At 67.1% G+C, this 26,561-nt stretch carries 23 protein-coding genes; 8 read left to right on the top strand and 15 right to left on the bottom strand.

The annotated features are described in order from the left end of the window. Positions 1-10: 10 nt before the first annotated feature. Both J2852_RS16020 and J2852_RS32240 read right to left on the bottom strand, forming a co-directional pair. Positions 11-2,539, bottom strand: a complete 2,529-nt coding sequence (locus tag J2852_RS16020) for a hybrid sensor histidine kinase/response regulator (protein ID WP_209877238.1) — start codon at positions 2,537-2,539, stop codon at positions 11-13. Beyond that, on the bottom strand, positions 2,536-5,571 hold the full coding sequence (locus J2852_RS32240) for a chemotaxis protein CheB (protein WP_209877236.1): 3,036 nt from the start codon (positions 5,569-5,571) through the stop codon (positions 2,536-2,538). The genes J2852_RS16020 and J2852_RS32240 overlap by 4 nt, the downstream gene beginning before the upstream one ends. 700 nt (positions 5,572-6,271) lie before the next feature. Here J2852_RS32240 and J2852_RS16010 point away from each other — a divergent pair. Both J2852_RS16010 and J2852_RS16005 read left to right on the top strand, forming a co-directional pair. Then, a complete protein-coding gene (locus tag J2852_RS16010; RefSeq protein ID WP_209877234.1) occupies positions 6,272-6,517 on the top strand; it encodes a hypothetical protein in 246 nt (81 codons plus the stop codon). Between the two features lie 63 nt (positions 6,518-6,580). Continuing rightward, on the top strand, positions 6,581-7,240 hold the full coding sequence (locus J2852_RS16005) for a calcium-binding protein (protein WP_209877232.1): 660 nt from the start codon (positions 6,581-6,583) through the stop codon (positions 7,238-7,240). A gap of 44 nt (positions 7,241-7,284) precedes the next feature. Here the strand turns inward: J2852_RS16005 and J2852_RS16000 are convergent, their stop codons facing one another. From J2852_RS16000 to J2852_RS15985, 4 genes are read right to left on the bottom strand one after another with little or no spacing between them, the layout of a single operon-like run. Continuing rightward, positions 7,285-7,716: an SPOR domain-containing protein gene (locus tag J2852_RS16000; protein WP_209877230.1), complete on the bottom strand. Its 432-nt coding sequence runs from the start codon at positions 7,714-7,716 to the stop codon at positions 7,285-7,287. A gap of 33 nt (positions 7,717-7,749) precedes the next feature. Then, entirely contained in the window at positions 7,750-8,232 is a 483-nt protein-coding gene (locus J2852_RS15995) for a hypothetical protein (RefSeq protein ID WP_209877227.1), read from the bottom strand. 3 nt (positions 8,233-8,235) lie between these two features. Further along, positions 8,236-9,981: a signal peptide peptidase SppA gene (sppA, locus tag J2852_RS15990; protein ID WP_209877225.1), complete on the bottom strand. Its 1,746-nt coding sequence runs from the start codon at positions 9,979-9,981 to the stop codon at positions 8,236-8,238. A 19-nt stretch (positions 9,982-10,000) separates the two neighbouring features. Then, positions 10,001-10,573 carry a peroxidase-related enzyme gene (locus tag J2852_RS15985; RefSeq protein ID WP_209877224.1) on the bottom strand — a complete coding sequence of 191 codons (573 nt, stop codon included), beginning with the start codon at positions 10,571-10,573 and terminating at the stop codon, positions 10,001-10,003. Positions 10,574-10,740: 167 nt separating this feature from the next. On the opposite strand from J2852_RS15985, the gene J2852_RS15980 reads away from it, so the two are divergent. Together J2852_RS15980 and J2852_RS15975 are read left to right on the top strand one after the other, a co-directional pair. Continuing rightward, the gene (locus J2852_RS15980; RefSeq protein WP_209877222.1) at positions 10,741-11,850 is read left to right on the top strand and encodes a response regulator; all 1,110 of its coding nucleotides are present in this window, start codon (positions 10,741-10,743) and stop codon (positions 11,848-11,850) included. Positions 11,851-11,970: 120 nt separating this feature from the next. Beyond that, a complete protein-coding gene (locus tag J2852_RS15975) occupies positions 11,971-12,369 on the top strand; it encodes a hypothetical protein (protein WP_209877220.1) in 399 nt (132 codons plus the stop codon). Positions 12,370-12,406: 37 nt separating this feature from the next. Here J2852_RS15975 and J2852_RS15970 read toward each other — a convergent pair whose 3' ends face one another. The 4 genes from J2852_RS15970 to fabI form a co-directional block, all read right to left on the bottom strand. Then, complete coding sequence (locus J2852_RS15970) at positions 12,407-12,979, bottom strand: invasion associated locus B family protein (RefSeq protein ID WP_209877218.1); 573 nt, start codon at positions 12,977-12,979, stop codon at positions 12,407-12,409. A gap of 35 nt (positions 12,980-13,014) precedes the next feature. Further along, a complete protein-coding gene (gene aroC, locus J2852_RS15965) occupies positions 13,015-14,091 on the bottom strand; it encodes a chorismate synthase (protein WP_209877216.1) in 1,077 nt (358 codons plus the stop codon). A gap of 76 nt (positions 14,092-14,167) precedes the next feature. Continuing rightward, a complete protein-coding gene (locus tag J2852_RS15960; RefSeq protein WP_209877214.1) occupies positions 14,168-15,328 on the bottom strand; it encodes a hypothetical protein in 1,161 nt (386 codons plus the stop codon). A 140-nt stretch (positions 15,329-15,468) separates the two neighbouring features. Continuing rightward, positions 15,469-16,317 carry an enoyl-ACP reductase FabI gene (gene fabI, locus J2852_RS15955; RefSeq protein WP_209877212.1) on the bottom strand — a complete coding sequence of 283 codons (849 nt, stop codon included), beginning with the start codon at positions 16,315-16,317 and terminating at the stop codon, positions 15,469-15,471. A gap of 106 nt (positions 16,318-16,423) precedes the next feature. Here fabI and J2852_RS15950 point away from each other — a divergent pair, with 106 nt between their 5' ends. The 4 genes from J2852_RS15950 to J2852_RS15935 all read left to right on the top strand — a co-directional run bounded on the left by J2852_RS15950 (position 16,424) and on the right by J2852_RS15935 (position 20,976). Further along, positions 16,424-17,770: a YihY family inner membrane protein gene (locus tag J2852_RS15950; protein WP_209877210.1), complete on the top strand. Its 1,347-nt coding sequence runs from the start codon at positions 16,424-16,426 to the stop codon at positions 17,768-17,770. A 95-nt stretch (positions 17,771-17,865) separates the two neighbouring features. Next, on the top strand, positions 17,866-18,441 hold the full coding sequence (locus J2852_RS15945) for a manganese efflux pump MntP (protein WP_209877208.1): 576 nt from the start codon (positions 17,866-17,868) through the stop codon (positions 18,439-18,441). A 64-nt stretch (positions 18,442-18,505) separates the two neighbouring features. Further along, positions 18,506-19,762, top strand: a complete 1,257-nt coding sequence (locus J2852_RS15940) for an Hsp70 family protein (protein ID WP_209877206.1) — start codon at positions 18,506-18,508, stop codon at positions 19,760-19,762. A 131-nt stretch (positions 19,763-19,893) separates the two neighbouring features. Then, positions 19,894-20,976 (top strand): fatty acid desaturase, encoded by a 1,083-nt coding sequence (locus J2852_RS15935; RefSeq protein WP_209877204.1) that lies wholly within the window; start codon positions 19,894-19,896, stop codon positions 20,974-20,976. Positions 20,977-20,983: 7 nt separating this feature from the next. Here J2852_RS15935 and J2852_RS15930 read toward each other — a convergent pair whose 3' ends face one another. The 5 genes from J2852_RS15930 to J2852_RS15910 form a co-directional block, all read right to left on the bottom strand. Beyond that, the gene (locus J2852_RS15930) at positions 20,984-21,457 is read right to left on the bottom strand and encodes a Csu type fimbrial protein (protein WP_209877202.1); all 474 of its coding nucleotides are present in this window, start codon (positions 21,455-21,457) and stop codon (positions 20,984-20,986) included. 56 nt (positions 21,458-21,513) lie between these two features. Beyond that, a complete protein-coding gene (locus J2852_RS15925) occupies positions 21,514-22,428 on the bottom strand; it encodes a spore coat protein U domain-containing protein (RefSeq protein ID WP_209877200.1) in 915 nt (304 codons plus the stop codon). After that, positions 22,425-24,911, bottom strand: coding sequence for a fimbria/pilus outer membrane usher protein (locus tag J2852_RS15920; protein ID WP_209877198.1), 2,487 nt, complete (start codon positions 24,909-24,911; stop codon positions 22,425-22,427). The genes J2852_RS15925 and J2852_RS15920 overlap by 4 nt, the downstream gene beginning before the upstream one ends. A gap of 95 nt (positions 24,912-25,006) precedes the next feature. Continuing rightward, complete coding sequence (locus J2852_RS15915; RefSeq protein WP_209877196.1) at positions 25,007-25,738, bottom strand: fimbrial biogenesis chaperone; 732 nt, start codon at positions 25,736-25,738, stop codon at positions 25,007-25,009. Positions 25,739-25,886: 148 nt separating this feature from the next. Next, entirely contained in the window at positions 25,887-26,357 is a 471-nt protein-coding gene (locus J2852_RS15910) for a spore coat protein U domain-containing protein (protein ID WP_209877194.1), read from the bottom strand. Positions 26,358-26,561: the final 204 nt, after the last annotated feature.

Raw genomic sequence — 26,561 nt, 5'->3', positions numbered from 1 at the left:
TCCGCCGGACTTACGCGGTGCCGACTTCGCCCTTTCGCAACGTCTGGCGCACGATGCCGAAGAGGTCGTGCGGCTGGATCGGCTTGTGCAGCAGGGCGCACTGGGCGCCGGCCGCCTCGCGCAGGCGGTCGGAGGAGGTGTCGCCGGTCAGCAGAACGCCCGGCAGGTCGCGGCCCAGGCGGCGGCGCACCGTATCCATCACCATCAGGCCGGTTCCGCCGTCAGGCAGGCGATAGTCGGTCAGGACGAGGTCGGGGACCAGCTCCCCGTCGAGCAGTTCGAACGCCTCGGACACCGAGCCGGCCTCGACCACGCGGTAGCCCCAGCCTTCCAGCATCAGGGCGAGGGCCATGCGGATGACCGCGTCGTCCTCCACCAGCAAAATCAGTGCATCGTTGCCGTCCATAAGTTCGCCGCCGTCACCCCCGGCCGCGGCGTCGGCCCGGCCGGTGGCCCCGTCGGTCAACGCGTTCGGCAGAGTAATGGCGAAGCAGGAGCCGCGACCGAGGCGCGACGTCACGTCGATGGTCCCGCCCAGCATCTGGACGAGCCGCTTGGCGATGCTGAGGCCCATGCCCAGCCCCTCGCGCCGGTCGCGGGCGGCGTTGCCGACTTGGTAGAAGTCCTGGAAGATGCGGTCGAGCTGGCTGTCGGCGATGCCGATGCCGGTGTCCCACACCTCGATGCGCAGGGTGCCGGAGCGCCGCCGCACGCCGAAAAGGACGCGCCCCTGCTTGGTGTAGCGGACCGCGTTGGCGAGCAGGTTGCGCAGAACCCGCTCCAGCAATGCGCCATCGCTCCGCAAGGTCAGGCGGGCCGGAACCGTGTGCAGCTGCAGGCCGGAGTTTGCGGCGAGCGTGGAGAATTCTCCATGCAGGCGCTCCATGATCGCGCCCAGGTCCACCGTGCCGAGGTCGGGGGAGATGAGCCCCGCTTCCAGCTTGGAAATGTCCAGCAGGCAGTCGAGCAGCCCGCCAAGCGAGCCGACTGAATCCCGCAGCTGGTTGGCGATGCGCCGCGCCTCGTCCGGGATGGCTTCCTTGGCCAGCAAGCCGGACAGCAGCATCAGCGCCTGCACGGGCTGGCGCAGGTCGTGGCTGGCCGCCGCCATGAAGCGTTCCTTGGCGTCCAGCGCGACGTTCAACTCGCGCTCCATCGACTTGATGGCGGAAATGTCGGTGACGCTGGTCACCACCGCTTCGACCGAGCCGTCGGCCCGCGGCACCGGGTGGCTGGACACGCGCAGCCAGCGCGTCGGCGCGTCGGCGCCGTCGCCCTGGGCGATGCCGACGATCTGCTCGATGACCGGTTTGCCGCTTTCGGCGGCCTGGGCGGCGGGCGGCAGCCCTGCCAGGCGGGCGCCGTCGGCGCCGATGAAGCGCCGCCCGGCCGTGGTCGCGCGGTCGCCCAGCGTGCGCGTGTTGAACGGCTTGGCGCGCGGGTCGAGCAGCACGGCGGCCGGGCCGGCCATCAGCCGCTCGGCCATGCTGTTGGCGACCTGCACCGTCCCATCGATTGAGCGCATGACCAGCCCTTCGTGCAGGGACTGCACCAGTGTACGGTGCCGCCGCTCGCTGACGGTCAGCGCCTCTTCGGCAGAGCGGCGCGCGGTCACGTCGCGAACGGCGACGACGGCGCCGGTGATCCGTCGCTGCTCGACGATGGGAGAGATGGTCAATTCCGCCAGGAAATCCCCGCCGCCACCGCCCCCTTCGTTGCGGCGCAGCCGTTCCCCGGCGATGGTGCGGACCTGCCCGTCGCCCAGCGCCTCCGTCACCGCGCGCCGGCCCTCCGAAGCGCCGTCGAGAAGGTCGGCGAAGCCGCGCCCCACCAGATCGGCGGAGGTGAAGCCGGTCATGGAAAGGGCCGCCGCGTTCACGAAGGTGACGGTGCCGTCCTCGTCCAGCCCGAAGATGCCGTCGGCGACCGATTGCAGGATGTGGTGGTAGGCGGCGCGGGCGCGTTCGGCCTCGTCGCGGGCGACCTGAAGCTCGCTGACCCAGGCGTTGCGCTCGGTCACGTCGGTCACGGTGATGAGAACGTCGCCCTTGTCGGCGTCGTCCAGGAACACCGCCCGCGCATCGGTCAGGCCGTCGATGGGGCCTTGGGCACCGACGTAGACGTACTCCTGGCGCGTCCACTGGCCGCTCCCGCGCAGCCGCGCCAGCGCGGTGAACAGGCGGCCGTGATCGACCGATTCCACCAGCAGCGTCAGCGGGCGACCCTTCAGCCGGCGGCTCGGCAGGCCGAACTGCCGCTCGGCGGCGGCGTTGGCCTCCCCGACGATGCCCGCCGCGTTGACCGTGAAGCAGGCCAGCGGCAGCGACTGGAACAGCTGGACATACTGGATGCGCGACGCCTCCAGCGCCTGCTGGGCGTTGCGAAGCTCCTCGTTCTGGATTTCCAGCTCGGCCTGATGGACGTACAGCTCGTGCACGACCTCCTTCAGAGTCTGGGCCGAAGGCTCGGCGCCCTCGAAGCCATTGGTGAGGGCCTGTTCGGCCCGGCGGCGCAGGCGCTCGTTGAGGGACTCGCTCACGCAGCCCCCTCGGTAGCGCCCGTGGCAATGCCCGTGGTGGTGATGGCGCTGGTGTTCAGTCGCAGTTCCATCAGCTTGCGGTTGGTGATGTTGATGTGGCTGACCACCACGCCTCCGGTCACGTCGTTCAAGCGGCACGCGTGCATCAGGAACCAGCGCTGCTCCGTGTTCGAATGGCACGGGTACTCGATGGTGAAATGGCCGATTTCCCCGGCCAGGATCTTGCGCAGCCCCTCATGCACCGCGCGGCCGATCTCGGCGCCCTCGATTTCATCGTCGATCCGGCACACCTCCATGTAATTGGTGCCCGGACCGCAACGGTCCAGCGCGGGCGCTCCGTTGCCTTCTCCGAAGTTGCGCCACGCGGCGTTGACCATGGTGATGGCGCCATCGCGGTCGATGACCGCGATGTGTTCCGGCAGGCTGTTCAGCACGGTTTGCAGGCGGTGCTCCGCCTCCTTGGCGGCGGTGACGTCCACGAAGGTGACGACCACGCCCGCGACCATGTTCTTGTCGGTCAGGTAGGGCAGGATGCGGGTCAGCACCCACCGTTCCCCGCCCACGCGGACATGCCGTTCGATGGGCCGGTGCGTGGCGAAGACCCCGCGGATGTCGCCGATGAAGTCCGGGTAGTCGATGTTGGTCGAGAGATGCGTGATCGACCGCCCGACGTCCCGCGGAATGATGTTGATGAAGCCCGCCGCCGCCGGGGTGAAGCGCCGGATCACCATGTCGCCGTCGAGGAAGACCGTGCCGATCTCGGTCGAGCGCAGCAGGTTGTCGAGGTCGTTGGTGATCTCGGTCAGTTCCTCCACCTTCGCCTGATACTCGGCGTTGACGGAGTAGAGTTCCTCGTTGACCGACTGAAGCTCCTCGTTGGTGCTTTGCAGCTCCTCGTTGGAGGCCAGCAATTCCTCGTTGGTCGCCTGGAGTTCCTCGTTGGCGGTCTCCAGCTCCTCGATGGTGGCCTGGAGGTTCTCGCCGCGCGACATCAACTCCTGTTCCAGCCCGCGGATGCGCTCGGCGGCGTCGGCGTTCAGGTCGAAGTCGCTGTCCGGCACCGGCAGGAAGCTGGTCGCCGCCGGATCCACCAGGACCAGCGCGAAGCGGCGCCCGGTCTTGCGCACGGTGAAGGGCTTCACGCGCAGGCTGACTGCCGAAATGCCGTCGCGGTCCTTCACCGGGATGTTGGACAGCGTGAATTCATCGCCGGAGCGGAAGGCGCGCGTCAGCGCCGTGCCCGCCACCATGGCGACGGAGGACGGCAGCAGCTTCAGGGCGCTCAGCGTCGCTTCGCCCGCCGGCACCTTCAGGATGGTCGAGGCGTCCCCGAACACATGCAGGATGTTCATCTGGTCGTTGACCAGCAGGCACGGCGGCACATAGGCCTTCATCAACGCGCCGATGGCCTCGTCGATGGCCGCACCTTCCTCCTGCGCGTGGCCGGTGCTGTCGTCGCCGTGGCGGACCAGCGGGGCGGCCACCGTCGGAACCAGCAGCCGCGAAAGCCGGTAGGAGCCGGCGCGCAGGGATTGGAACACCTTGTTCCGGCCGTCGAGGACATGGAACTCCGCCGACAGCTCACCCAGCGTCTCGCTGGTGCCGAGGAACAGGAAACCGCCCTGGCGCAGCGCGTACTGGAACAGGCTCAGCACCTTCCGCTGCAGCGGCGTGTCCATGTAGATCAGCAGGTTGCGGCAGCTGACCAGATCGATCTTCGTGAAGGGCGGGTCGCGCATGATGTTGTGGACGGCGAACACCACCATGCGGCGGATGTCGCGGGACACCACATACCGGTCGCCGCGCGCGGTGAAGAAGCGGGCCAGCCGTTCCTGCGACACGTCCTCGGCGATGGAGCGCGGATACTCGCCCAGGCTGGCGGTTTCGATGCTGTCCTGGTCGATGTCGGTGGCGAAGATCTTGACGTCCAGGGTGCGGCCCAGCCGCTCCTGCGCTTCGGCGAACAGGATGGCGATGGAGTAGGCCTCCTCGCCGGTCGCGCAGCCGCACACCCAGACGCGGATTGCGTCGCGCGGGTTCCGGTTCCCCAGCAGGGCCGGGACGACCTTGTCCGCCAGCGCCTTGAAAGCCGCCTCGTCCCGGAAGAAGCGGGTGACGCCGATCAGCATCTCCTTGTAGAGGCTGACCGCCTCGGCGTTGTTCCGGCGCAGCAGGGCCGCGTAGTCCTCCATGGACTCCAGCCCGGCCCCGTTCATCCGCCGTTCGATCCGGCGCAGCAGCGTGGCGAGCTTGTAGTGGGAGAAATCCACGCCCGTGACCGACCGGATGGAGGCGACGATCTGCGCCAGCGGGTCGCTTTCCTTGTCGCGGTTGCGCTGGCTTGGAGCGGGGCGGGCGCGGCTCAGCGCCTTGCGCGCGTGTTCGATCAGGCGGGCGGGCAGGGCGTCCGGTGGCAGGGTGGCGTCCACCTGCCCGGTGGCGATGGCGCTGCGCGGCATGCCGTCGAATTGCGCGGTTTCCGGCTCCTGCACGGCGGTGAAGCCGCCGGCCGACTTGATGGCCAGGATGCCGCGCGTGCCGTCCGACCCCGTGCCCGACAGCACCACGCCCATGGCGTAGGATCCCTGGTCCTGGGCGAGCGCCGTGAAGAAGATGTCGATGGGCAGGCTCATCCCGCTGCCGGCATCCTTGGCGGTCAGGCGCAGGCGCCCATCCTCGATCGCCATATGCTTGGCGGGGGGCAGCAGATAGACGGTGTTGCGCTCCACCAGCATGCCGTCCGCCGCCTGCACCACCGCCATCTCGGTGTGCTTGGACAGCAGATCGACCATCAAGCTCTTGTGCACCGGCGAGAGATGCTGAACGACCACGTAGGCGAGGTTGCTGTTGCCCGGCACGTTGTCGAAGAAGCGCTGAAGTGCCTCCAGCCCGCCGGCCGACGCCCCTATGCCGACGATACAGCAGCCGGCTTCCTCGCCGCTGTGGTGGGACGAGGGGGGCGAGTCGTGGTCCGGATGGTCACCCGCCGGACTGTGAGTCGGTGCTGTGGTATCGGAATCTTCAGGCTGCACGGCACGTTCTATAAGTGTGGTGTCGAATATTCATTAGGCGGGTCATTGCTCTTCCAAGAGGGAATCAAACATTCCGCTTGGGCGAGTGGTTCCCCACCGCCGTTCGGGGCTTGCCCGCGCCGAAAAGGGTCGTTTGCATATATACGATTAAGTCATAATGGTCAATGTGGTTGAAACGCTGTTTTATTGAAGCAATCTGGAAATGAGAGGGCCTTGATTATGCAAGTATTCTTAAAACGGAAGCCTGATAAGCTTAGCTATTACTAATGGCCATGTTGCTATCCGATTTGCATAAGGGGCGGGCGCTTCGGGTGATATTGGGGCGGGAGCATCGGGAAGCAAGAAACTTTGGTGATGCGACACTTGGCCGAGCCGGGGCGGTCAGGCGCGGGCGCCTGCCGCCAAAATTTGCCATCATCGGAATATTGCGCGGGAGGTTGGCGTTAGCCGTCACGGTGGCGTGGCAAGCCCTTTGCCGCTGCGCACCTGACGGGAGGGCGCGAACAGAGACGTTGACGGGCGGTTGGAGGCATAGGCGTGCATCGACCCGCTTACCTACAAAGTATAATGTGACGCAGGAACAACAGAGTGCGGGATTTGCTACTTCGTCAGTTGATGTCTCTTTACGCGTTTGACCGTTTGCGCAATCTTTATTCTGTAGCCACTAAGCTTCAGACATTGTGGAGAAGGAGTGCGCCAAATGGAGCGTGAGGAAGAGTGTGCTCTCGACCGCTATATTGCGGCGCTTCCGCCCAATCTGCGGCTGGTGGCGAGGGCAGCATTCGAGGAGCTGTCGAACAATCCGTTTTTGCCGGTTTTTACCAAGGACGAGATCGCCCGATTGATTTGCTCTCCCGGATTTCAGAGCTACCTTGAGAGCGAAAACAAATTGAGCGGCAATTCTCTGGTCTTCCTTTACTCGGCCAGCCTTTCCACGCGGCACTGACCAGACGAAAAAGGCGCCCTTCTCGATATCCGGCATCAGGCGTGCGGCTTTGGCCCACGTCTGATGCCGTTTCACAGTATCTATGCGGGCGAGGGCTATGACCTTATCCGCGTCAAGGGTTCCTACACCATGCCGGCCAACGTTGAGGCAATGATCCTCCAGGACATGCCCTTCAACGAGCGCTACAGCACCACCTCAAGCGCCGGCAACGATCTGGACAACAGCATCACGGGCAACAGCTACAGCAACTCGATTTACGGTGACCGGGGCAACGACACGCTGCTCGGCGCCTACGGCAAAGACACGCTGCTCGGCGCCTACGGCAACGACACGCTGTTCGGCGGGCTCGGCAACGATGCGCTGTACGGTGGCGACGGCAACGACACTCTGCGGATCGACGAAGGCCGGGACCTGCTGGTCGGCGGAGCCGGCAACGACACCTTCGTCGGGCACTGGGCGAACAACGCCGACGGCGTGTGGGAAACCCGAGTCGGCCGCATTCAGGATTTCGAGATCGGGAAGGACACCTTTTCGCTCTACAACACGTCGCAGGTCTGGTCCTACACCCGTTCCTGGGCCATCGAGAACGGCACCGGCACGGGCTTCGGCTTCACCAACGGCCAGGACACTTTGATGGTGGAACTGGCCGGCGTCGGCTGCGACGCCTTCAAGCAGCAGCAGACCGCCGGTGGCCTGGACGCCTGGGGCATCCACCTAAGCTGAACCGAACGCCCTCTCCCATGGCGGGGCAGAGCGAGGAAGTGCTTTCACTCCTTGACCTCCAGGGGGCGGCAATACGGCACCACCGCCTTCAGCGAGGCGCAGAATCCGACGGCATCGGCGCGGGTGGCGAAACGCCCGGCGGTCAGGCGGACCCAGGTGCCTTTATCGGGAACCTCGACGGGGAGGAAATGCGGGTCCAGCGACCCGAGGTCCGGCGCCTGGCCGCGTATCTGCGCCCAACCCGTGTGCGCGGCGGCTTCAGTCTTGTAGGAGGCGACGTGCGCGGTGAATCCGCCGCTGGGCGTCTGCGCGGGCAAGGGGGCGACGACCGGCATCACGCCGCCGCGCTCGGCGGGTCTGGCCGTGGCAACAGCGGGCGGAGTCGGGGAGGGCGGCGCCAGGACCGGCGGGGTGGGCAGCGGCTGGCTGGACAGCCCAAGCAGGGTCGCCGCCGTGTAGAGGAAGCTGTAGGACATCGTCAGAATCGCCCGGGTCAAAAATCGCCTGAATCAGAAATCCTGCGGCTGCTGCATCAGGTCGTCGACGGCCAGATAAACCCGGCGGTCGAGCAGCAGCGTGATCCGGTTGTAGTCGCTCCAGCCGATGGCGCCCTCGGCCAGTTGATTCAGCGCGCGGGTCTGTTCCATCCAGCCGTCACGGATCAGCCGAATGAGGGTCGCCGCCTTGCCGGTCGCCTTTCCGTCGAACACCGGCGCGCAGAGCATCGCGCTGTCCCGGTAGCGGCGCAGCACCGCGCGCTCCGCGCCGTCCGGACGGCCGGGATTGCCGATGTGCGACGCTCCCATGAGCGGACCTGTGGGGATGCGCTCGCGCAGCGTGGCGAAGGTCGGGTCGGCGTCCAGCGTGGCGAGGCAGCGGGCCGACCGTTCGATCGCCATCAGAGTCGGGCTTGCCTCCTCCTCGGCCAGGGCTGAGCCCACCGTCATAAGGGCGGCCAGCAGCGCTGCGGCGAAAGGACGAGGACCCGGCACCGCTCAGCGCCCCAGCCCGACCGGCGGCATGCGGGCCTGCAACTCGCCCGACCGGACCGCCTGGACGATGGGGCCGACCTCCGCCAGAAGCGGGCGCAACGCGGCCAATGCGTGTGCCGCCTCCACCAGATCGCCCTTGCCGGATACGAGGTCCAGGATCTCCTCGGTCGTCGATTTCGGCCGGGGGAAGGGGGTCAGCGTCACCGGTGCCTCGGCGTCCAGCCCGGCGGCCTGCTTTGCCAGGACCAGCGCGGTTTCCTGCCCGCCCAACTCGTCGACCAGGCCAAGCTCGCGGGCCTGCGCGCCGGACCAGACGCGACCCTTGGCGGCGGCGCGGGCCTGTTCGGGCGTCAGGCGCCGGGCCTCGGCGACGCGGGTCAGGAAGGTGTTGTAGCTGCTGTCGATGATCGCGTTCAGCCGCTCCTCCGCGCTGGGGGAGAAGGGGCGCAGCGGCGACCACATGCCGGCGTTCGGCCCGGTCTCGATGGTGCCCCAATGGACGCCCAGCCGCTCCGACAGGGCGGCGGCCGACATCTTGCCGGCGACCACGCCGATGGAGCCGGTGAGCGTGGCCGGCGACGCCACGATCTTGTCGGCGGCTAGCGCGATCCAATAGCCGCCGGACGCCGCCGTGTCACCCATGCTGGCGACCACCGGTTTGCCCGACTCGCGCGCCTTGGTCAGCGCGCGGCGGATGGTCTCCGACGCCGAAACGCCGCCGCCGCCGCTGTCGATGCGGAACAGGATGGCCTTCACGTCGGGATCCTCGGCCGCGTCCTCGATAGCCTTGGCGATGGTTTCTGACCCGGCGGTGACCTCGCCCAGGCCGGGCTTCTCGCTCTTGCCGCTGGTGATGGTGCCGACCGCGTGGATCAGCGCGACGGTCGGGCCGCTGCGGTGAGCCGGGCCGGCCACGTCCAGATAGTCCTGCGCCTCGACCAGTTCGACCCGGCCCCCGGCGCGCTGGCGGGCCGCGTCCTCGGCCTCGTCGGCGTAGCCCAGCCGGTCGATCAGCTTGGCGTCCAGCGCCTCCTTGTCGAGCAGCGGCGCCTTATCCATGGCCGTGCGCACGGCGGCGGGGGGCAGGCGGCGGGACTTCGCCACGCCGTCCACCAGCTGGTTCGTCAGGTCGCCCAGCAGCGATTCCATCATCTCGCGGTGGGCGGGGGTGAAGTCGGTCCGGGTGAAGGTGTCGGCGAGGCTCTTGTACTCCTCGCGCTGGAGGATCTGCGGCTGGATGTCCAGCTTGTCGAGCGCCGCGCGGGCGAAGGGGATCTGCGCGGCCAAGCCGGTGAAGCTCAGCATCCCCAGCGGCTGCATCCACACCTCGTCGAAGGCGCTGGCCAGCAGATAGGAGCGGTTGCCCGCCCCGCCCTCGCCGTAGGATTCGGCGAAGGCGATGGCGAAGCGGCCGGAGGCCCGGAAGCGGTCCATCGCCGTGCGCAGTTCCTGCGCCTGGGCGAAGCCAATGCTGTCGCCGCCCAGATGCGCCAGCACACCCTTCACGCGCGGATCGCGCCGGCCGCGCTCCAGCGTGTCCAGCACGTCGCGCATCGTCGTCTCGCGCCCGAAGAAGCGGGCCAGCTTGTCGGTGTTGGCCTCGGCCAGCGGCTGCTTCAGGTCGAGTTCCAGGACGATGGCGTCGGGCAGGGCCGGCTCGTGCCGCGTCACCAGCACCACCCCCGCCACGACGGCGGCGATGACGAGAAAGCCGATGAAGGCGAACAGGCGGACGATGAACCTCAGCATCCGGGCAACTCCGGCCTAGTTAGCGGTCAAGCTTGTGGTATTCCCGGTTGGGCATCATGTCCACGGCCGAAGCGACGCGGTTCGACATGTTGTAGAATCCCGCCGTGTCGGCGATGTCGAAGATCTCCTCCTCGCCGAAGCCCACGTCGCGCAGAGCCTGCCGGTCGTCCTCGCCCACCGTCCAGGGCTCCTTGGTCAGCTTCCAAGCGAAATCAAGCATGGCGCGCTGGCGCGGTTCCAGCTTCGCCGCGCGGTAGTTCGCCACCAGCATCTCGCCCAGCTCCGGATCGCCGGACAGCTTGCGCACCGCCTGCCCATGCGCGACGAGGCAGTAGTAGCAGTGGTTCGCCGACGACACGACGACCGCGATCATCTCGCGCTCCAGCTTGGACAGGCCGCTCTCGCCCAGCATCAGCTCGTTGTAGAGCATGGCGAAATTGCGCAGCTTCTTCGGGCGCAGGCTGTAGGCGCGCAGCACGTTGGGCACGAAGCCCAGCTTCTCCACGCACTTGTCGAACAGCGCCTGCATGTCCGCGTCGAGGTCCGGATTCTCGGGCACGGGCAGGGCCATGACGTGATCGGGCTGCGGCATTGGTGGCGATCTCCCTGTTGATTTGGTCCGTTGTGATTTGTGAGCAAAGGTAGCGGCGCCTTGACCGCGCGCAAAGCCCCACGTTGCGCCGTGGTGCAAGATCGCGCTCGCCAACTCCCTTGTGGGCATGCGAATAATTTGAGACGATTCAATATCATGGTTCCCTTATGAGCGATGCGGGCGGCAACAGGAACGGGGCGAAGAGCGGGCCGAAGCTCGACCTGTTGTCCGTTCTGGTGGTCGAGGACAGCGCGTTCATCCGCACCGTGCTCACTGCCACCCTGCGGACCATCGGGGTCGGCACGGTGCACGGCGTATCCAACGGCGGGGACGCCATACGCTTTCTGGAGGAGCGGCGCGCGTCGCTGCCGCCCGGCACGGCGCCGGTGGACCTGATCATCTCCGATCTCGTGATGCCGGAGGTGGACGGGCTGATGCTGCTGCGCTGGGTGCGCTACAGCCCGAAGTCGCCCGACCGCTTCCTGCCCGTGCTGATGCTGTCCGGCGCCGCTGACCGGCAGTATGTGGAGCAGGCGCGTGACCTCGGCGCCACCGACTTCATCGCCAAGCCCTTCTCGGCCGGGACCATCGCCGCCCGCCTGCTGTTCGCCATCGCGCGGCCCCGCCGCTTCGTGCTGGCGAAGGGCTATTTCGGGCCGGACCGGCGGCGGACCGAGCGGCCGGTGGCGATGGACTGCCGCATGACCGCGCCCAGCGAAATCCTGGTCGTGCACAGCAAGTCCAAGGCGACGGGCATCGACCGCTTCCCCGTCGTCTATTTCGAGCTGCCCAACCGGCTGGGCGCCAAGATGGGCATCGCGCCGAAGGACCCCGTGCCGAATCTGCCGCCCGAGCTGCTGGCCGCCGCCGACGAGGAAATCCAGAGCCGCGCCGGCGATTACGCCACCTGGATCGCGGCGGAGGTCGAAGAGATGGCCCGCCGCGTGGACCGCCTGCGGTCGGAGCCCTCGGCCGTCCCGGCGCTGATCGCCCAGGTCAGCCGCGCCGCGCATGAGATGCGCGGGCAGGGCGGCATCTTCGGCTATCCGCTCATCACCCACATCGCCAAGTCGCTGTACGAGGCGACGCGCGGCAGCTTCACCACCGTGACCGCCAACGAGCAGTTGCTGTTCAAGGCGCATGTGGACGCGATCAAGGCGGTGATGAACGCCCGCATCAGCGGTGACGGCGGTGTGACCGGCAAGCAATTGCTGGCGTCACTGGAGCTTGCGAAGAAAAAATACGCCAAGAGCGAAAGCGAAGCGGAAACCGCGTAACCAGAGCTGAACAATCCTATTGGAACTCTCCGGGAAGGACTGCGTTAAGCAGGACATTCCAGACGGCCATGACCATGGTCGCGAACCTCAAGACTCAAGATTGGGGAGCGGAGCGAAACGATGCGTCACATGATTTTCGCGGCGTCCGCGGCGATGCTGTTGCTCGCGGGCTGCACCGGCACGGGAAACGACACCGGAGCCAGCGGATGGAGCGGCACCAGCTCCAGCGGCACCCACACCCTGACCAGCCCGCCCGTCTCGGGGACCAGCGGCGGGACGACCCTGCAGGAGGGCGGGCGCGACTATAAGAACATGTCGCCGGACGAGCCGGGACTTGGCACCTCGCCGACGCGCGATTCCCTGACCAACCCAAACCGGGCCGGCTCCGGCGCCAGCACCTCGCCCTACCCGCGCTCGACCCAGGGGCAGATTAATAACCAGACCATGTCGCCGGACGAGCCGGGTCTCGGCCGTTCGCAGACCCGCCGTTCGCTGCCGAACAGCGCGGGCACGGAGTAAGCTGTGTTGGGCCGCGCGCCGGCGCGGCCCAACCTTCTTACATCCAGGGCGCGCCGGCCTCGGCGCGCAGCTGTTCCATGCGTTCCACCGCCGCCTTGAAGCCGTTCAGCGAGAAGCGGACTTCCGACTTGGCCCCGGTTGGGGACGAGCCGACGGCGGACACCTCCCGTTTGCCGGCCATCATCTTTTCCACCAACTTCCGATTCGTGTCGGGATCGGACACCGCGCAGGTGTTCGGTTCGAAGCTGAAGGGCTTGCAGGGGAATTCCGGACGGAACAGGGCGCCGTCCACCCAGACGCGGATGGGTTTGGCCGAATCCGTTCCAGCCTCGTCCAAGCGGAAGCGCAGCCCGTCCAGCCAGCGCTCGCTGGACCGCAGCCAGACGACGCGGGAGCTTTTGTCACTGCCGTTGCGCGACGCCAGCTCGCATTCCACGCGCGGATTCGCGGTCCAGATTTGGCAGTAGAGTTTCCAGTCCTTGTGCGTCTCCGCATATTCCTGGAACGGCCTTGTCCCGGCCTGCGCCTGGACAGGACCCGCCAAAATCACCGCACCGACCAGAAACAGCCCAACGCGCCACCCCCGCGACATCGCAATCCGCCCCCGCATCAGTTTCCCCTGCGGGTCGGCAAGCTACAGGATGTTCAGCCGCGCGTGTAGGCCCGATGGCGCAACAGATGGTCGGCCAGGACGCAGGCCATCATCGCCTCGCCCACCGGCACCGCGCGGATACCGACGCAGGGGTCGTGACGGCCCTTGGTCAGGATGTCGGCGTCGTGCCCTTCGATGTCCACGGTCTTGCGCGGGGTGAGGATGGAACTGGTCGGCTTCACCGCGAAGCGCACGACGACGTCCTGCCCGGTGGAGATGCCGCCCAGGATGCCGCCCGCGTGATTGGACAGGAACAGCGGCTCACCATTTGGACCGGCGCGCATCTCGTCGGCGTTGGCCTCGCCGGTCAGCGATGCGGCCTCGAAGCCGTTGCCTATCTCCACGCCCTTGACCGCGTTGATGGTCATCATCGCGCAGGCCAAATCGCTGTCCAGCTTGTCGTAAAGCGGATCGCCCAGGCCTACCGGGACGCCGGACGCCACCAGCTCGACCACCGCACCGATGGAGGAGCCGCTCTTGCGGATGCCGTCGAGATAGTCGGCCCATTGCGCCGCCGTCTCCGTGTCCGGGCAGAAGAAGGGATTGTTGTCCACCTCTGCCCAGTCCCAGCGGCTGCGGTCAATCTTGTGCGGTCCCATCTGCACCAGCGCGCCGCGCACGGTGATGCTGTCGCCCAGGATCCTGCGAGCCACCGCGCCGGCCGCCACGCGGCAGGCCGTCTCGCGCGCGGAGGACCGGCCGCCGCCGCGATAGTCGCGGATGCCGTACTTCTTCCAATAGGTGTAGTCAGCGTGACCCGGCCGGAACTTGGCGGCGATGTCGCCATAGTCCTTGGACCGCTGGTCGGTGTTCTCGATCATCAGCGAGATCGGCGTGCCGGTGGTCTTGCCCTCGAACACGCCGGAGAGGATCTTGACCTGATCCGGTTCCTGCCGCTGCGTCGTGTATTTCGACTGGCCGGGACGGCGCTTGTCCAGCCAGGGCTGGATGTCGGCCTCGGTCAGCGGCAGCAGCGACGGGCAGCCGTCCACCACCACGCCGATGGCCGGCCCATGGCTCTCGCCCCAGGTGGTGAAGCGGAAGAGCGTTCCGAAGCTGTTGCCGGCCATGGTTTCCTCGCCAAAAGACAGAGCCGGTTTCTTGCGGCCTTTCCGGCGGCGCGTCAAGCGCGCCGAGTGGGAAAGGTCAGAACGCGCCCTTCTGTTCGCGGCGGCGGTCCAGCGCGACCTCGAACTGGCGCAGTAGCTTCTGGACCATTTCGAAATACAGCTTGCGCGACGGGTTGTTCTTCATGCAGCGGGCGTCCAGATGCGCCACGCTGGTTAGCGCCGACACGCAGTAGCCCAGCAGCCAGTAACGCATGCGGATCTTGCGCAGATAGTCGCGGAAGGGTTCAGGCTGGCCGTTCATGAAGGCAGTGAAGCTCGCCTCGTATTCCGCCAGGATTTGCCGGATGTCCATCAGCGTGGTTTCCAGCAGCTTGCCCACCTTTTCGATGTGCATGAGAAGCTGGGTTTCGTAGGGCTTGTGCATGCGGATATCGACGGGGATGCAGTCCCGCGACTTCAGCCAGTTCAGGATGGTGCGCGCGCGCGGCGCGATGCGGCGCAGCTGGTATTCGTAGAAGGTCGTGCCCTTCCAGGCGCTGAAGATGGCATCGGCCTCGCTGCGTTCGATGCCGAAGGCCGACACGAACAGGCCGGCTTCTTCCATGTTCGGGTTCCAGATGGCCTCCAGGAACCGCTCGATGCCCTGGGAACTGGTGCCGCCGCCGTCGATGGCTTTGCGGACGATGGGCTCGATGCGCTGGCGGATCAGGCGGCGGAGCTGTGCATCCTCCTCGTCGCTGATCAGCCAATGGCGCGGATCGGCGTTGACCTTTTCCGCCTCGAAGCAGGTCTTCAGCAGGAAGGCGTCCAGCGACGGGATGCTGTCGATCAGCGACAGCGTCCGCATGTCGGCGGCCATCGCCTCGCCCGCCTCGGCGGTCAGCCCGAACTGCTCGGCCAGCAGAACGTCGCTGTTGCGCGCCCGCAGGTAGATGGCGACGCCGCCGCCTTCCGGATGGTCGGCGCTGTGCGGGACGTAGATGCCCGTTTCGACCGGGCGGCTGCCGCCCTCGCCATCCTCGTCCTCGACGATGGGGTTGGCGTATTCGTCGGCCCGTTCGTCGAAGTTCGGGTACTTGAACAGGATGGCCTTGTTCAGGCCCTGCGCCTTGAACAGACGGTTTTCCGGCGGGATGTTGCGCGTGATCGCGATCAGGTTCATCGACACGCTGGAGCCGCCGTACAGGATCTGCTCCAGGATCGGGGACACCGAATCCGAATGCCGTTTAGCCCTCATCGAACCACCACTCCCCACCAAATCTCGGGCGCGGAGGATAGTTGGACGGCAGGTTACGTCAACGAATGTTTAATGTTCGCATCGATCAAAAGTGGCAAGCGGGTCGCAACAATATTTCCCGCTCGCCACCTTTCCGTTTATCAACCCTTCGTCGCGCCGGCGCCGAGCGAACCCAGCAGCTGCCCGACCTCGGCCGCCGCGTCGACCGCGACCATGCCGACGGTGTGGTAACCGGCGTCGACGTGCATCACCTCGCCGGTCACGCCGGTGCCGAGATCGCTCAGCAGGAACAGGCCGGCGCCGCCGACCTCGCCGATGGTGACGTTGCGCTTCAGCGGCGCGTTCAGCTCGTTCCACTTCAGGATATAGCGGAAATCGCCGATGCCGCTCGCCGCCAGGGTCTTGATGGGACCCGCCGAGATGGCATTGACGCGGATGTCCTTCCCGCCCAAATCGACAGCGAGGTAGCGCACACTGGCCTCGAGGGCCGCCTTCGCCACGCCCATCACATTATAGTGCGGCATGACGCGTTCGGCGCCATAGTAGGACAGCGTCAGCAGGCTGCCGCCTTCCGTCATCAGCGGCACGGCGCGCTGCGCCACCGCGGTGAAGGAGTAGCAGGAGACGTCCATCGTGCGGAGGAAGTTGCTCCGCGTTGTGTTGAGGTAGAGACCGTCCAGTTCGCTCTTGTCGGAAAACGCGATCGCATGAACCACGAAGTCCAGCTTTCCCCATTCCGCTTCGATGGCGGCGAAGGTCGCGTCGATGCTGGCCTCGTCGGTCACGTCGCACGGCAGCACCAGACGCGAGCCCACCTGATCGGCCAGCGGCTTCACGCGCTTCAGCAGGGCGTCGCCCTGGTAGGTGAAGGCCAGCTCGGCGCCGTGCTGCGCCAGGGTGGACGCAATTCCCCAGGCGATCGAACGGTCGTTCGCCACACCCATGATCAGGCCACGCTTGCCGTCCATGAGCGGCTTCGGGTTGGACATCGGAACCTCGTGAATCACTGCTATGCTTTGAAAAGTGGGCGGCATCCTACACGAAAGACCGATCCGGTCAAAAGCGATCCGGTGAACCCAGGGCGGGAGGCGTTCCATGGCCGCAACTGAACGGTGGACGCCGAAGCCCCGCCGCGTGCTCGCCCGCATTCGGGAGGCCTGGAGCTTCATCGCCTATTCGGCGGTCCGCTTCTACAACGACAATTGTTTCCAGACGGCGGCGTCGCTGACCTACACGTCGCTGCTGGCGATGGTGCCGATGATGACCATCGGTTTCGCCATCTTCTCGGCCTTTCCGGCCTTCGGCGCGTTGCAGACGCGAATCCAGACGGTCATCTTCAAGAATCTGGTGCCGGAGATCGGCGACGCGATCCTGGAATATCTCGGCGCCTTCATGGCCAACGCCGGGCAGATGCCGATCTTCGGCGTCGTCGGGCTGGCCGTTTCGGCGGTGCTGCTGATCTGGACCATCGAGGGCTCCTTCGCCACCGTCTGGCGGGTGAAGGAGCCGCGTTCCTACATCACGCGCATCCTGTCCTTCTGGGCGGTGGTGTCGCTGACGCCCCTGTTCGCCGGGGCCAGCCTGTCGCTGTCCAGCACGCTGTGGGCCGCGTTGCAGTTCGCGCATCTGGAGGACTTCACCGACCCGCTGGTGGGCATCGGCGCGGTGCTGCCCTTCGTGCTTCAGCTGATCGGCTGCACGCTGCTCTACCTCATCATCCCAAACCGGGAGGTCTATTGGCTGGACGCGGCCTGCGGCGGGGCGGTGGCTTCCCTGCTGCTGGAAACGTCGAAGGCGGGCTTCGCCTGGTACATGCGGGAATTCCCCGCCTACCAGACCATCTATGGCGCGCTGGCGACGGTGCCGATCTTCCTGTTTTGGCTGTACATCGCCTGGTCCACGGTGCTGTTCGGTGCGGTGGTCACCGCCTCCCTTCCCGAATGGCGGGCCGGCAAGATCACGCGCGGTGGGCCGGAAGGGCTGCTGCCGGCTCAACGACTGGGCCTTGCGCTGGCGGTGCTGCACGAATTGATGGACGCCAGCCGCCTCGGCGTCGGCTTGCGTCGGCGCACGCTGGTCGGGCGGGTGCCGGTCGGAACGGTGCTGATCGACGGCATTCTGGAGCAATTGCGCGACGCCCATTGGGTTGCGCACACGACCCGGAACGCCTGGGTGGTGACGCGCGACCTCGGCGAATCGTCCCTCTACGACCTGATGAAGGCGCTGGGCATCGGCATTCGCGGGTCTGTGCGCGGCCTCGGCGGGCTGGAGCTGCCCTGGCAGGAGCGCACCGCGCAGCTTCTCGAACAGGCTGAAAAGAGCCACGAGGACATGCTGGGCGTGCCGATCAAGGAACTGCTGTCCGACACGCCGGTAAGGGCCGATTCGCCGCAAGGCGAGGGTACCCGCACCGTCCCGCTACGCGCGGGAAGGCGGCAGTAAGCCAATCTTCCATAAAACCCCAGCAAATGTATTTGAACAGCTGTTCATAGTCTGCTAGCCGTCGCGCCGCCTTATTCCCCGTGCCGGCTGGCCCCATGACCATCGCGACCGCCCTCATCCTCGCCTTCAGCCTGTCCATGGACAGCTTCGCGGCCGCGCTCGGGACCGGCGCCTGCCTGCGCCGCCCCGGCCTGTGGGAGGCGTTCCGCGTGGGCGCCTGCTTCGGCGGCGTGCAGCTTGCCATGCCGGCCATCGGCTTTGCGCTGGGCCTGACCTTCGCCACCTTCGTGCAGGAGGTCGATCATTGGATCGCCTTCCTTCTGCTGCTCGGCGTCGGCGGCAAGATGGTCTGGGAGAGCCTGTTCGGCGACGAAGAGGACGAGGCTGGTGGCGATGGCGACGGGCGCACGGCGCTGGGCGCGCTGCTGTTCACCGCCGTCGCCACCAGCATCGACGCGGCCGCCGTGGGCGTGTCGCTGGCCGTGGTTGACGTGGACATCGTCAGCATCTGCTTGCTGATCGGCGTCGTGACCTTCGGCATGGCCTCGGGCGGCGTCCTGATGGGCCGCGCCGCCGGCCCGCTGCTGGGCCAGCGCGCCGAACTGATCGGCGGCCTGGGCCTGATCGCCATTGGCACGAAGATTTTGGTCGAACACACCCTCGGCTTTTGAACGGCTTGACCCGGAGGCCGGACCCCGTTAAAGCGTCGCCCCTTTTCTCACGGCGGGGGTTCCCATGACGGCCTGCGGCCTCGACTTCGGCACGTCCAACACGACCCTCGGCATCCGGGCGGACGGCGAATTCCGTCTGCTGCCGCTCGACGGTGAGCGTTCGACGCTGCCCAGCGCCCTGTTCTTCGATTTCGAGGCCGATCAGGTCACGGTCGGGCAGGCGGCCATCGACGCCTATGTGTCCGGTATCGAGGGGCGTTTGATGCGCTCCATCAAGTCGATGCTGGGCACCGACCTGATCGATGCCGACACCGCGCTGCGCAAGGGCCGCATCAGCTTCCGCGCGGTCATCGCCACCTTCCTGAAGGCTGTGAAGGAGCGCGCCGAGGCCGCTCAGGGCGGCGAACTGACCGACGTGGTGCTCGGCCGCCCGGTGCATTTCGTGGACGGCGACCCGGCCGGCGACGCGGCGGCGGAGGAGACGCTGGGCGAAATCGCCCGCTCCGTCGGCTTCCATGCCATCTCCTTCCAGTATGAGCCCATCGCCGCCGCGCTCGACTACGAGCAGCAGGTGAACGCGGAGGAACTGGCCCTGATCGCCGACATCGGCGGCGGCACCTCGGACTTTTCCATCGTGCGCATCGGCCCGGACCGGCGCGGCAAGGCCGACCGCAGCGAGGACATCCTGGCCAACGACGGCATCCGCGTCGGCGGCACCGACTTCGACCGCGACCTCAGCCTCGCCACCGCCATGCCGCTGCTCGGCCACGGCAGCGCCATGAAGCGCGCCGGCCTGCTGGCGCCCAAGCATCTGTTCCTCGATCTGGCGACCTGGTCGAAGATCAACTTCCTCTACACCGCCAAGGCCATGGCGGAACTGGAGCGGCTGCACCGCGATTCGGCGGCCCCCGACCGGATCGAGCGGCTGATCGGCGTAGTCGAACACCGGCTGGGCCACGCGCTGGCCATGGCGGTGGAGAGGACCAAGATCGCCTTGTCCGATGGGCCGGAGGCCGGTCTGGCGCTCGACTGGGGCAACGGCGACCTGACCCGCCCGGTCACGGTGACGGAACTGAACGAAGCCACCGGCACCCTCGCCGGCCGCATCGGCGCGCGGGTCCGCGCCTGTTTGGCCGAGGCCGGCACGCGAGCGGAGCGCATCGACGCGGTGTTCCTGACCGGCGGTTCGACCTTGCTGCCGCAGGTCCGCGCTTCCATCCTGGCCGAGGTACCGGGTGCGCGCGTGGTGGAGGGCAACATCTTCGGCTCGGTCGGCCTGGGGCTGACGATCGAGGCTGGCCGGCGCTACGGCATAGCTTAAGCCCGAGAGGGCAAGTCGGATAAAATTTAAGACGCCCTTCCCGCTGGCATACGCTAGATTGTCGGAATGTAGTACCACCCACTGACCAAACCCGACTGTTTGCGCACCTGACCACCGGGAATTTCTCAGCAATGACTTCAGCCGCCATCGGGGCGCCCGCCAGCGCCACCGTTTCGACGACCGAAACCCACCAAGCGAACGACAACCAAGCCCGCAAGCGTCAGGCGCGCTTCTGGGCCGAACGGACCGCCCCCTACAAGGACCCCAGCGTCGCCCGCAGCGTCGGGCAACTCGCCAGCACGCTGATCCCGCTGGCCGGCATCATCACAGTGATGGGCCTGACCCTGTCGGTCGGCTATTGGCTGACTCTTCTGCTGGCCGTGCCGGCGGCGCTGTTCCTGGCGCGGCTGTGGATTCTCCAGCACGACTGCGGTCACGGCGCCTTCTTCGCCTCGGCGAAGGCGAACGACTGGGTCGGCCGCTGCCTGGGCGTGCTGACGGTGACGCCCTACGAGATGTGGCGGCGCGACCACGCCATCCACCACGCCACCTCCGGCAACCTGGACAAGCGCGGCACCGGCGATATCGACACGCTGACGGTGCGCGAGTATCTGGCGCTGACGCCATTCCAGCGTTTCCGATATCGTCTCTACCGGCACCCGCTGGTCCTGTTCGGCCTGGGGCCGACCTTTCTGTTCCTGTGGAAATTCCGCTTTCCGCTGGGCGATCAGGTCCGCGACCGCAAGGCCTGGGTCAGCGTCCTGACCACCAACGCCATGATCCTGGTGGTGCTGGCCCTCTTCGCCATGGTCTTCGGCCTTGGGCCGGTGCTGAAGGTGTGGTTGCCGGTGGTGCTGATCGCGGCGACGGTCGGCATCTGGATGTTCTACGTCCAGCACCAGTTCGAGAGCGTCTATTGGCGCCACGAGCCGGAATGGGACTTCCACGAGGCGGCCATCCACGGCTGCTCCTTCTACGACCTGCCGCGCTGGCTGCATTGGATGACCGCGTACGTCGGCTATCACCATGTGCATCATCTGGCGTCCCGCGTGCCGAACTACCGGCTGCGCGACTGCCACCGGTCGATTCCGGAACTCCAGGCCGTGCGGTCGATCAGCCTGAAGGAAAGCCTGAAGACGGTTCGTCTCGCCCTGTTCGACGAGGACAGCCGCCGCCTGATCGGCTTCCGCGAGCTTCAGGCCAAGCCGGCCTGAAGGTCCTTTACTTCCCGGCGATCGTGATGGTGATCGTGTCCTGGTAGGTGCCGGACGGGAGCTTGTCGGGAGCCGCCGCGCTGACCGACAGTTCCCGGTTCTGCGGCTGGGGAGAGGCGGCGCGGTTGGCGACCATGCCGGCCCCAGACCGCGTGGCGCCGTCGTAGCTGATGCTGTAGGGAACGCCGGCCGCACCATTGTCCGTGCGAAGCTGGCCGCCGTTCTGGGTGGTCAGCGTGACGCTGTAGCCGGCGGCGGTGTTGCAGCGTTCCTCCACCGTGGCGACGGGCACGCGCTCGATGCCGCGGGAGAGATCGAGGGGGGTGCCGCGCTCGGTCACGGCGACGGTACAGACGGTCGGCACCTCGCCGACGATGCGGATGCGCCCGCTGCTCGACGGACCATCGGCCAGGGCGGCCGCTCCAGCCGCCACGATCCCGACCACAAAACCGCTCGCGGCAATCTTTCCGAAGCGCGCCATGGCGGCCTCCCATCCCAAGAATGCTTCAGCTTGGGCCGGGAGATCGTAAAAGGACGTTAATTCGCCGACACGGTGACAGTGATGGCATCGCTGTAGCGCCCGGCCAATGCCCGTTCGGTATTCCCGACCCTCACCTCGAAGCCGTGCTCGTTGCTGCGCCGTCCCGAATCGGTGGGGGAGGACACCGGCAGGTCGAACGGCCCGCCAAGGCCCACCGTGCGGCCGTCCATCGTCAGCGTATAGGGGATGCGGGCGTCGGTGATGCCGGTGTCCAGCCCGGTGAAATGGCCGCGATTCTGCGATTCCAGCGTCACCTGATAGGGAGTATTGCCGGTCACCTCCAGGCCGAACGTCAGGCTCTTACCGGTCTCCAGTTCGCCGAACTCCAGCGTCGCGGTGCGCCCGCCGAGGTCGCCGCGCTGGCCGCCGACGACCAGCGTGCTCTGGATCGTGCCGCTGACCGACGCCTGAACGGACACCGTGTGGGAATCGAGCAGCCGACCGGGCTGGCCGTCGCTCATCTCATACAGGTTGAAGGTCAGCTGGTCGCTGTAGCCGCCGGACGATGGCGTCTGTCCCGGGGGCATCATGGCGTAGGCGGCGACGTCCAGGCGGCTTTTGCCCGGAATGCGCTCGACAAGAAGGCCGTTGTCGGCCGTCGCCGGGGCGTCGGGAACCGGCCGGCCGTCCGACCCGACGATCTCATAGCGCAGGGATCCGCCGCCGGGGCCGCTCATCCGTCGCCCGCCGTTCTGCCCGCCATCCACACCGATCCCCACGGTGCAACCGCTCTCCGTGCCGCCGACGCGGATGGTCACCGTGCGCGGCGCCTGCGTGGCCGCAAAGGGATCGTAGGGGCTGGAAAAAACGATGTCGGGCAGGCTCTTGAACTCGGCACAGGCGAACGCCTCCCCGCCGGACAGGGAGAGCAGGCTCGCGGCGGCCAGGGCAAAACGGATGCGCGTCATCATGGCTTGACCTCCCCCAAATCGATGGTGTCGCCGTCCGCCGGGACCGTCAGGGTCTTTGGCCGGTCTTCCATCCCATGGATCACCAGAGTCCAGCGCCCCGGCCGCACGCCCTCGACGCGGAATCGGCCCTGGCGGTTGGTGAAGAAGGCGATCTCCGCGGCACCGCTTCCGTCCGCCGGGCGCAGCACGCCGGACTGAAGCCCCAGCGGCTTGCCGTCCTCGCCCTTCAGAACGCCCGACAGGCTGGCGGTGGCGTCGGTGCCGATGGGCACCACGGTGCCGCTGCGATAGCGCGGGACCAGCACCGGCCGGTCGTTGCCCAGGTCATAGCTGACCGGCGCGTCCGGCACGTCCAGCAGGAAGGCGCGCTGCCGGTAGGCGGACAGATCGGGCAGCACGGGCGCGCCGAGCAGGTCGGTCTCCGCCGCGTAGCGCTGGTTGTAGGGATCGACGCCGATTTGCTTGTCAGCCAGCCTTGGGTGCGGCGCCACGATGGCGAAGCTGTCGTTCACCGGCCGCGACACGCCGACATAGCCGTCCGCGAACAGCAGCGCGGTGGAGAAGGTCAAAGCCGAACTGCGGTCATAGCTGCGTGGGCTCATCCCGGTGCCCGAGTCGTTCAACTGGCTGAGGTAGGTGCTGCGCGCGTTGGCGGTGAAGCGCTGGTGCAGGAAGGAGGCGTCGCCGTCCGCGCCATAGCCGTCGCGGTCCCGGCGCACCCGCAGGCCGGCGTCCAGGGCGTTGGTCATCTCCGTGCTGCGCAGGCGCCAGTCCAGCTCCCGCGACTGGTTGCGCGTGTCGGTGCGTGCGCCGATCGTCTGGCGGCTGCCGTCGAAGGAATAGCGCAGACTGGCGAACATCGCCGTTTCCATCTCGCCGTTGGTGCGCCGGCTCTGCTCCACGGACAGATCGACGGAGGCGCCCGGCGCAATGCGCGTGCGCAGCGCCAGTTCCACCGACGAGGTGTCGCTCAGCGTCGGATCGCGCGAATACTGGTAGCGTCCGCTGACGCTGGCCGTCACCCAGTCGGCAAGAGGCTGGGTGATCCGCCCGCCGAGGTCCAGCTTCACCGGATTGCGCGGCTGCGTCGTCCCCAACTGCGCGAAATTCGGCCCGCGCCACGTCGCCAGGGCGGTCACCGTGCGCTGCTTCCAGAACTGGTCGCCGGTGGTGAAGTTGCGGTAGTTGATCTGCACCGCGTAATCGCGCGGCAGCGTCCGCCCGTCGCTGACCGCCGGTTCGATCCCGATGGTGCCGATGGGGGAGGCGAACAGCACCTCCCCCCCGAACATCCGCTGGTCCGGGTTGCCCTGGGCGTTGAGCCCCAGCGTCAACTGGTCGGTGACGCCGTAGCGGTGGCGGGCCGAACCGGTCGGCTGGCCACGATCGTAGCGGTAGGTCCCCTGGTTGACCGTGGTCGGCAGGCCGCCGGCGTAGGTGAAGTCATGCACCCCTTCGCCCAGCAGCTGGCTGTCGAAGAAGAAGGGCACGTCGATGGTCTGCGTCCGCCCGAACTCGTCGGTGATGCGGACCGTCACGTCGTTGGCGCCCAGCGTGCCGGGGAAGTTGCGCAAGCTGTAGGGACCGGCCGGCAGGCGGTAGCTGCGCGTCGGCCGTCCGTTCACCTGCACGTCCACCACGGACGGCGAGGTCAGCACGAATTCCTGCTGCCCGGCCGGCTGGAACAGGGTGTAGGGCTGAAGCGCGAAGTTGCGTCCGACCACGAAGCCGCCGATCCGCTGCCCCGCCTGGAAGCCGCTGACCGGGAAGGTCACGTCGCCGGCGCTGATGCGGACGGCGGCGTCGGTCCAATCCACCGTGGCGCGCGCGTCACCGCGCTGCCAGCGGTCGAACCCGTCCTCCTGGTAGAAGGTGTTCGCTTCCACCACGAAGCCGCCGACGTTCAGGGCGTGCGCGAACGCCGTGCGCAACGGCCGGCGGCCGCCGTTCGGCCGGTTGTCGGAGTAGGAGATCCACTCCTCGTTGACGGTGATGTTGGTCAGCGCGCTGAAATCCGCCGGTTCCAGCGCCATGTTGCCGGTCGGCGGACGCGGCGCCCCGCCGAGGTCGAGATCGACGGTCTTGCGCGCCTCCGGATCCAGCTTGACGACGACCGCGATCTCTGTCGCCTCATAGGCGATGTCCATGCCGTTCCCGGCCAGCCGGGCAGGGGGGAGCTGCTCCTCCTTCACCGCGCGCAGCTTCTCAAGGACGGCCGGCTGCACCAGCGGTGCCAGCGTTTCCAGCAGCGGGCGCAGGGCGACGGTGGTCTGTTTGGGGTCGGCGGCGATTCGCGCCGGCACCATTCCGGCCTCACGCCCGTTGACCAGCACCGGAACCATCATGTCCCGCACGGCCGAAGCCGTGGCGGAGGCGCCCTTCTTCTTGCCGAAGACTTGCTGGTAGATGTCCTCGGTGGATTTGGCGGGCGTCTGGCCGTGAGCGGGCAGGGCGAGGGAGCAGAGAGCGACGGCGAGGAGCAACAAAGCCCCTCTCTCCCCCGTGGAAGAGGGGGGAGGGGCTATGGAAAGGCGTCCTTCGTCCCGCGCACGGCCCAAGGCGGCCTTCCCCTTCGCGGTCAGCGCGGGGCGGCGGCCAGGGTGGCGCTGAGCGGTCCTTGGGGGAGACCGGCGGGCAGAGGGATGGAAAAGCGGCGCGTCGCCCCGGCCAGCACGTTCTCGCCGAGCAAGCCGGTCAGCTGTTCGCCGCGCAGGGTCACGGTCTTGCCGCCGCCGGTGACGGTCAGCGTCGCGTCGCGCAGGATCTGTCGGGAGGTGCCGCGGTTGGTGACGGTCACCGCCAACGCCTTGCCCTGCGGCGCGACCGAGGTCACGACCGGATCGGGCTTGGCGCCTTGCGGCGTCACGTAGACCGACGCAACGTAGCGCACCAGCAGGCGCACCTGCCCGCCCGGCAGCGGGGCCTTGCCCAGGTCCACCGGCAGCTGTTCGGCGACCAGACGGAAGGCCAGCTCCTGCGACGGGTTGGCATTGCCCATCCACTGGACGCGCACGGATTGGCTCTGGTTGCCCTGGAGGACGATCTGTTCGGGGAAGATGGCAAAATTTTCGCCGGCCGGCTCCAGCTGGTCCTCGCCCTGCTCGGTCATGCGCCGGGTCATCAGCGAGACTTCGATGGCGACCGGTTCGGCGGTGTCGTTCTCCAGGCGGAAAATCTGCGTGGCGCCGCGCCCGCTCGGGGCGAATTCCATTTCGATGGGCACCAGACGGAAGGCGCTGGCCGGGCTCACCTGGGCCAGGAGGAGGCATGTGAAGACGAAGGCGGAGCCCAGCAGGCGAAAACCGTTCATGGATCAGATCGTTGGTTATAGTCCGGATAGGCGGACCATACACCAACTGGTCTCCGGCGCCAAAGAGACAACCGCGACGGGCGGGCAATCCCTTCGGCGCCGATCCGGAGCCCATTACTTGGCGGCGCCCATCACTTCACCGCGCCCATCACTTCGCGGCGATGGTGATCGTCACCGTGTCCGAATAGCTGCCCGCGATGGCGTTGGCGTTGGCGCTGAGCGACACGGCGAGCGGGACGCTTTTAGCGAACTGGGCGGTGGAACGGGTCACCGACATGGCGCTGCCGAGCGTGCCGCCCTGGCCGTCGTAGGCCACCTGATAGCTCACCGTCGCGTTGTTGCTGTTCTTCAGCTGACCGCCGTTGGCCGAGCTGAGCGAAATCGTATAGCCGGTGCCGCTGTTGCAGTTCTCCACCACCGTACCGACCTGCCGCGCGCTCTCGCCGCCGACAAGGTTCAGGGTCTGGTTGAGGTCGGTCACCGCCACAGAGCAGTTCAGCGCAACATTACCCTGCAACTTGACCGAACCGCTGGTCGAGGCGACCGCAGGCTGCATGGCGGCGAGGGCCAGGACAGAGGCGGCGATGCAGATCCGGATGGGGGTGGCATGGAAAGACATGGTCTCGTTTCCTTTGGCCAGGGTTTCTTCGGTGCCCGTAGGCACGTCCTTCCCATCGCAAAGCCGGTGCCAGTGGTCACACCGGTCAAAAACAAAGACGTGACAAAGGGTTGGTTGTTCTTGTGACATCGGGTGCACGATGTGTCGCGGCAATTTCCTCCTTGCGACCGGGAAGTTTCTCACCGGCAACGCGCAGTCTTTGCC

Origin of the sequence: Azospirillum soli (assembly GCF_017876165.1) — a bacterium.
GTDB lineage: Bacteria > Pseudomonadota > Alphaproteobacteria > Azospirillales > Azospirillaceae > Azospirillum > Azospirillum soli.
The sequence above is the reverse complement of the archived record's forward strand: the minus strand, read 5'-3'. Positions and strand labels throughout refer to the sequence as shown.

Bases quoted from the DNA above. Each gene is read 5' to 3' on its own strand.
- J2852_RS16010 (WP_209877234.1), top strand. From the start codon at position 6,272: ATGGAGCGTGAGGAAGAGTGTGCTCTCGACCGCTATATTGCGGCGCTT.
- J2852_RS16005 (WP_209877232.1), top strand. From the start codon at position 6,581: ATGCCGTTTCACAGTATCTATGCGGGCGAGGGCTATGACCTTATCCGC.
- J2852_RS16000 (WP_209877230.1), bottom strand. From the start codon at position 7,716: ATGTCCTACAGCTTCCTCTACACGGCGGCGACCCTGCTTGGGCTGTCC.
- sppA (WP_209877225.1), bottom strand. From the start codon at position 9,981: ATGCTGAGGTTCATCGTCCGCCTGTTCGCCTTCATCGGCTTTCTCGTC.
- J2852_RS15985 (WP_209877224.1), bottom strand. From the start codon at position 10,573: ATGCCGCAGCCCGATCACGTCATGGCCCTGCCCGTGCCCGAGAATCCG.
- J2852_RS15980 (WP_209877222.1), top strand. From the start codon at position 10,741: ATGAGCGATGCGGGCGGCAACAGGAACGGGGCGAAGAGCGGGCCGAAG.
- J2852_RS15975 (WP_209877220.1), top strand. From the start codon at position 11,971: ATGCGTCACATGATTTTCGCGGCGTCCGCGGCGATGCTGTTGCTCGCG.
- J2852_RS15970 (WP_209877218.1), bottom strand. From the start codon at position 12,979: ATGCGGGGGCGGATTGCGATGTCGCGGGGGTGGCGCGTTGGGCTGTTT.
- aroC (WP_209877216.1), bottom strand. From the start codon at position 14,091: ATGGCCGGCAACAGCTTCGGAACGCTCTTCCGCTTCACCACCTGGGGC.
- J2852_RS15960 (WP_209877214.1), bottom strand. From the start codon at position 15,328: ATGAGGGCTAAACGGCATTCGGATTCGGTGTCCCCGATCCTGGAGCAG.
- fabI (WP_209877212.1), bottom strand. From the start codon at position 16,317: ATGTCCAACCCGAAGCCGCTCATGGACGGCAAGCGTGGCCTGATCATG.
- J2852_RS15950 (WP_209877210.1), top strand. From the start codon at position 16,424: ATGGCCGCAACTGAACGGTGGACGCCGAAGCCCCGCCGCGTGCTCGCC.
- J2852_RS15945 (WP_209877208.1), top strand. From the start codon at position 17,866: ATGACCATCGCGACCGCCCTCATCCTCGCCTTCAGCCTGTCCATGGAC.
- J2852_RS15940 (WP_209877206.1), top strand. From the start codon at position 18,506: ATGACGGCCTGCGGCCTCGACTTCGGCACGTCCAACACGACCCTCGGC.
- J2852_RS15935 (WP_209877204.1), top strand. From the start codon at position 19,894: ATGACTTCAGCCGCCATCGGGGCGCCCGCCAGCGCCACCGTTTCGACG.
- J2852_RS15930 (WP_209877202.1), bottom strand. From the start codon at position 21,457: ATGGCGCGCTTCGGAAAGATTGCCGCGAGCGGTTTTGTGGTCGGGATC.
- J2852_RS15925 (WP_209877200.1), bottom strand. From the start codon at position 22,428: ATGATGACGCGCATCCGTTTTGCCCTGGCCGCCGCGAGCCTGCTCTCC.
- J2852_RS15915 (WP_209877196.1), bottom strand. From the start codon at position 25,738: ATGAACGGTTTTCGCCTGCTGGGCTCCGCCTTCGTCTTCACATGCCTC.
- J2852_RS15910 (WP_209877194.1), bottom strand. From the start codon at position 26,357: ATGTCTTTCCATGCCACCCCCATCCGGATCTGCATCGCCGCCTCTGTC.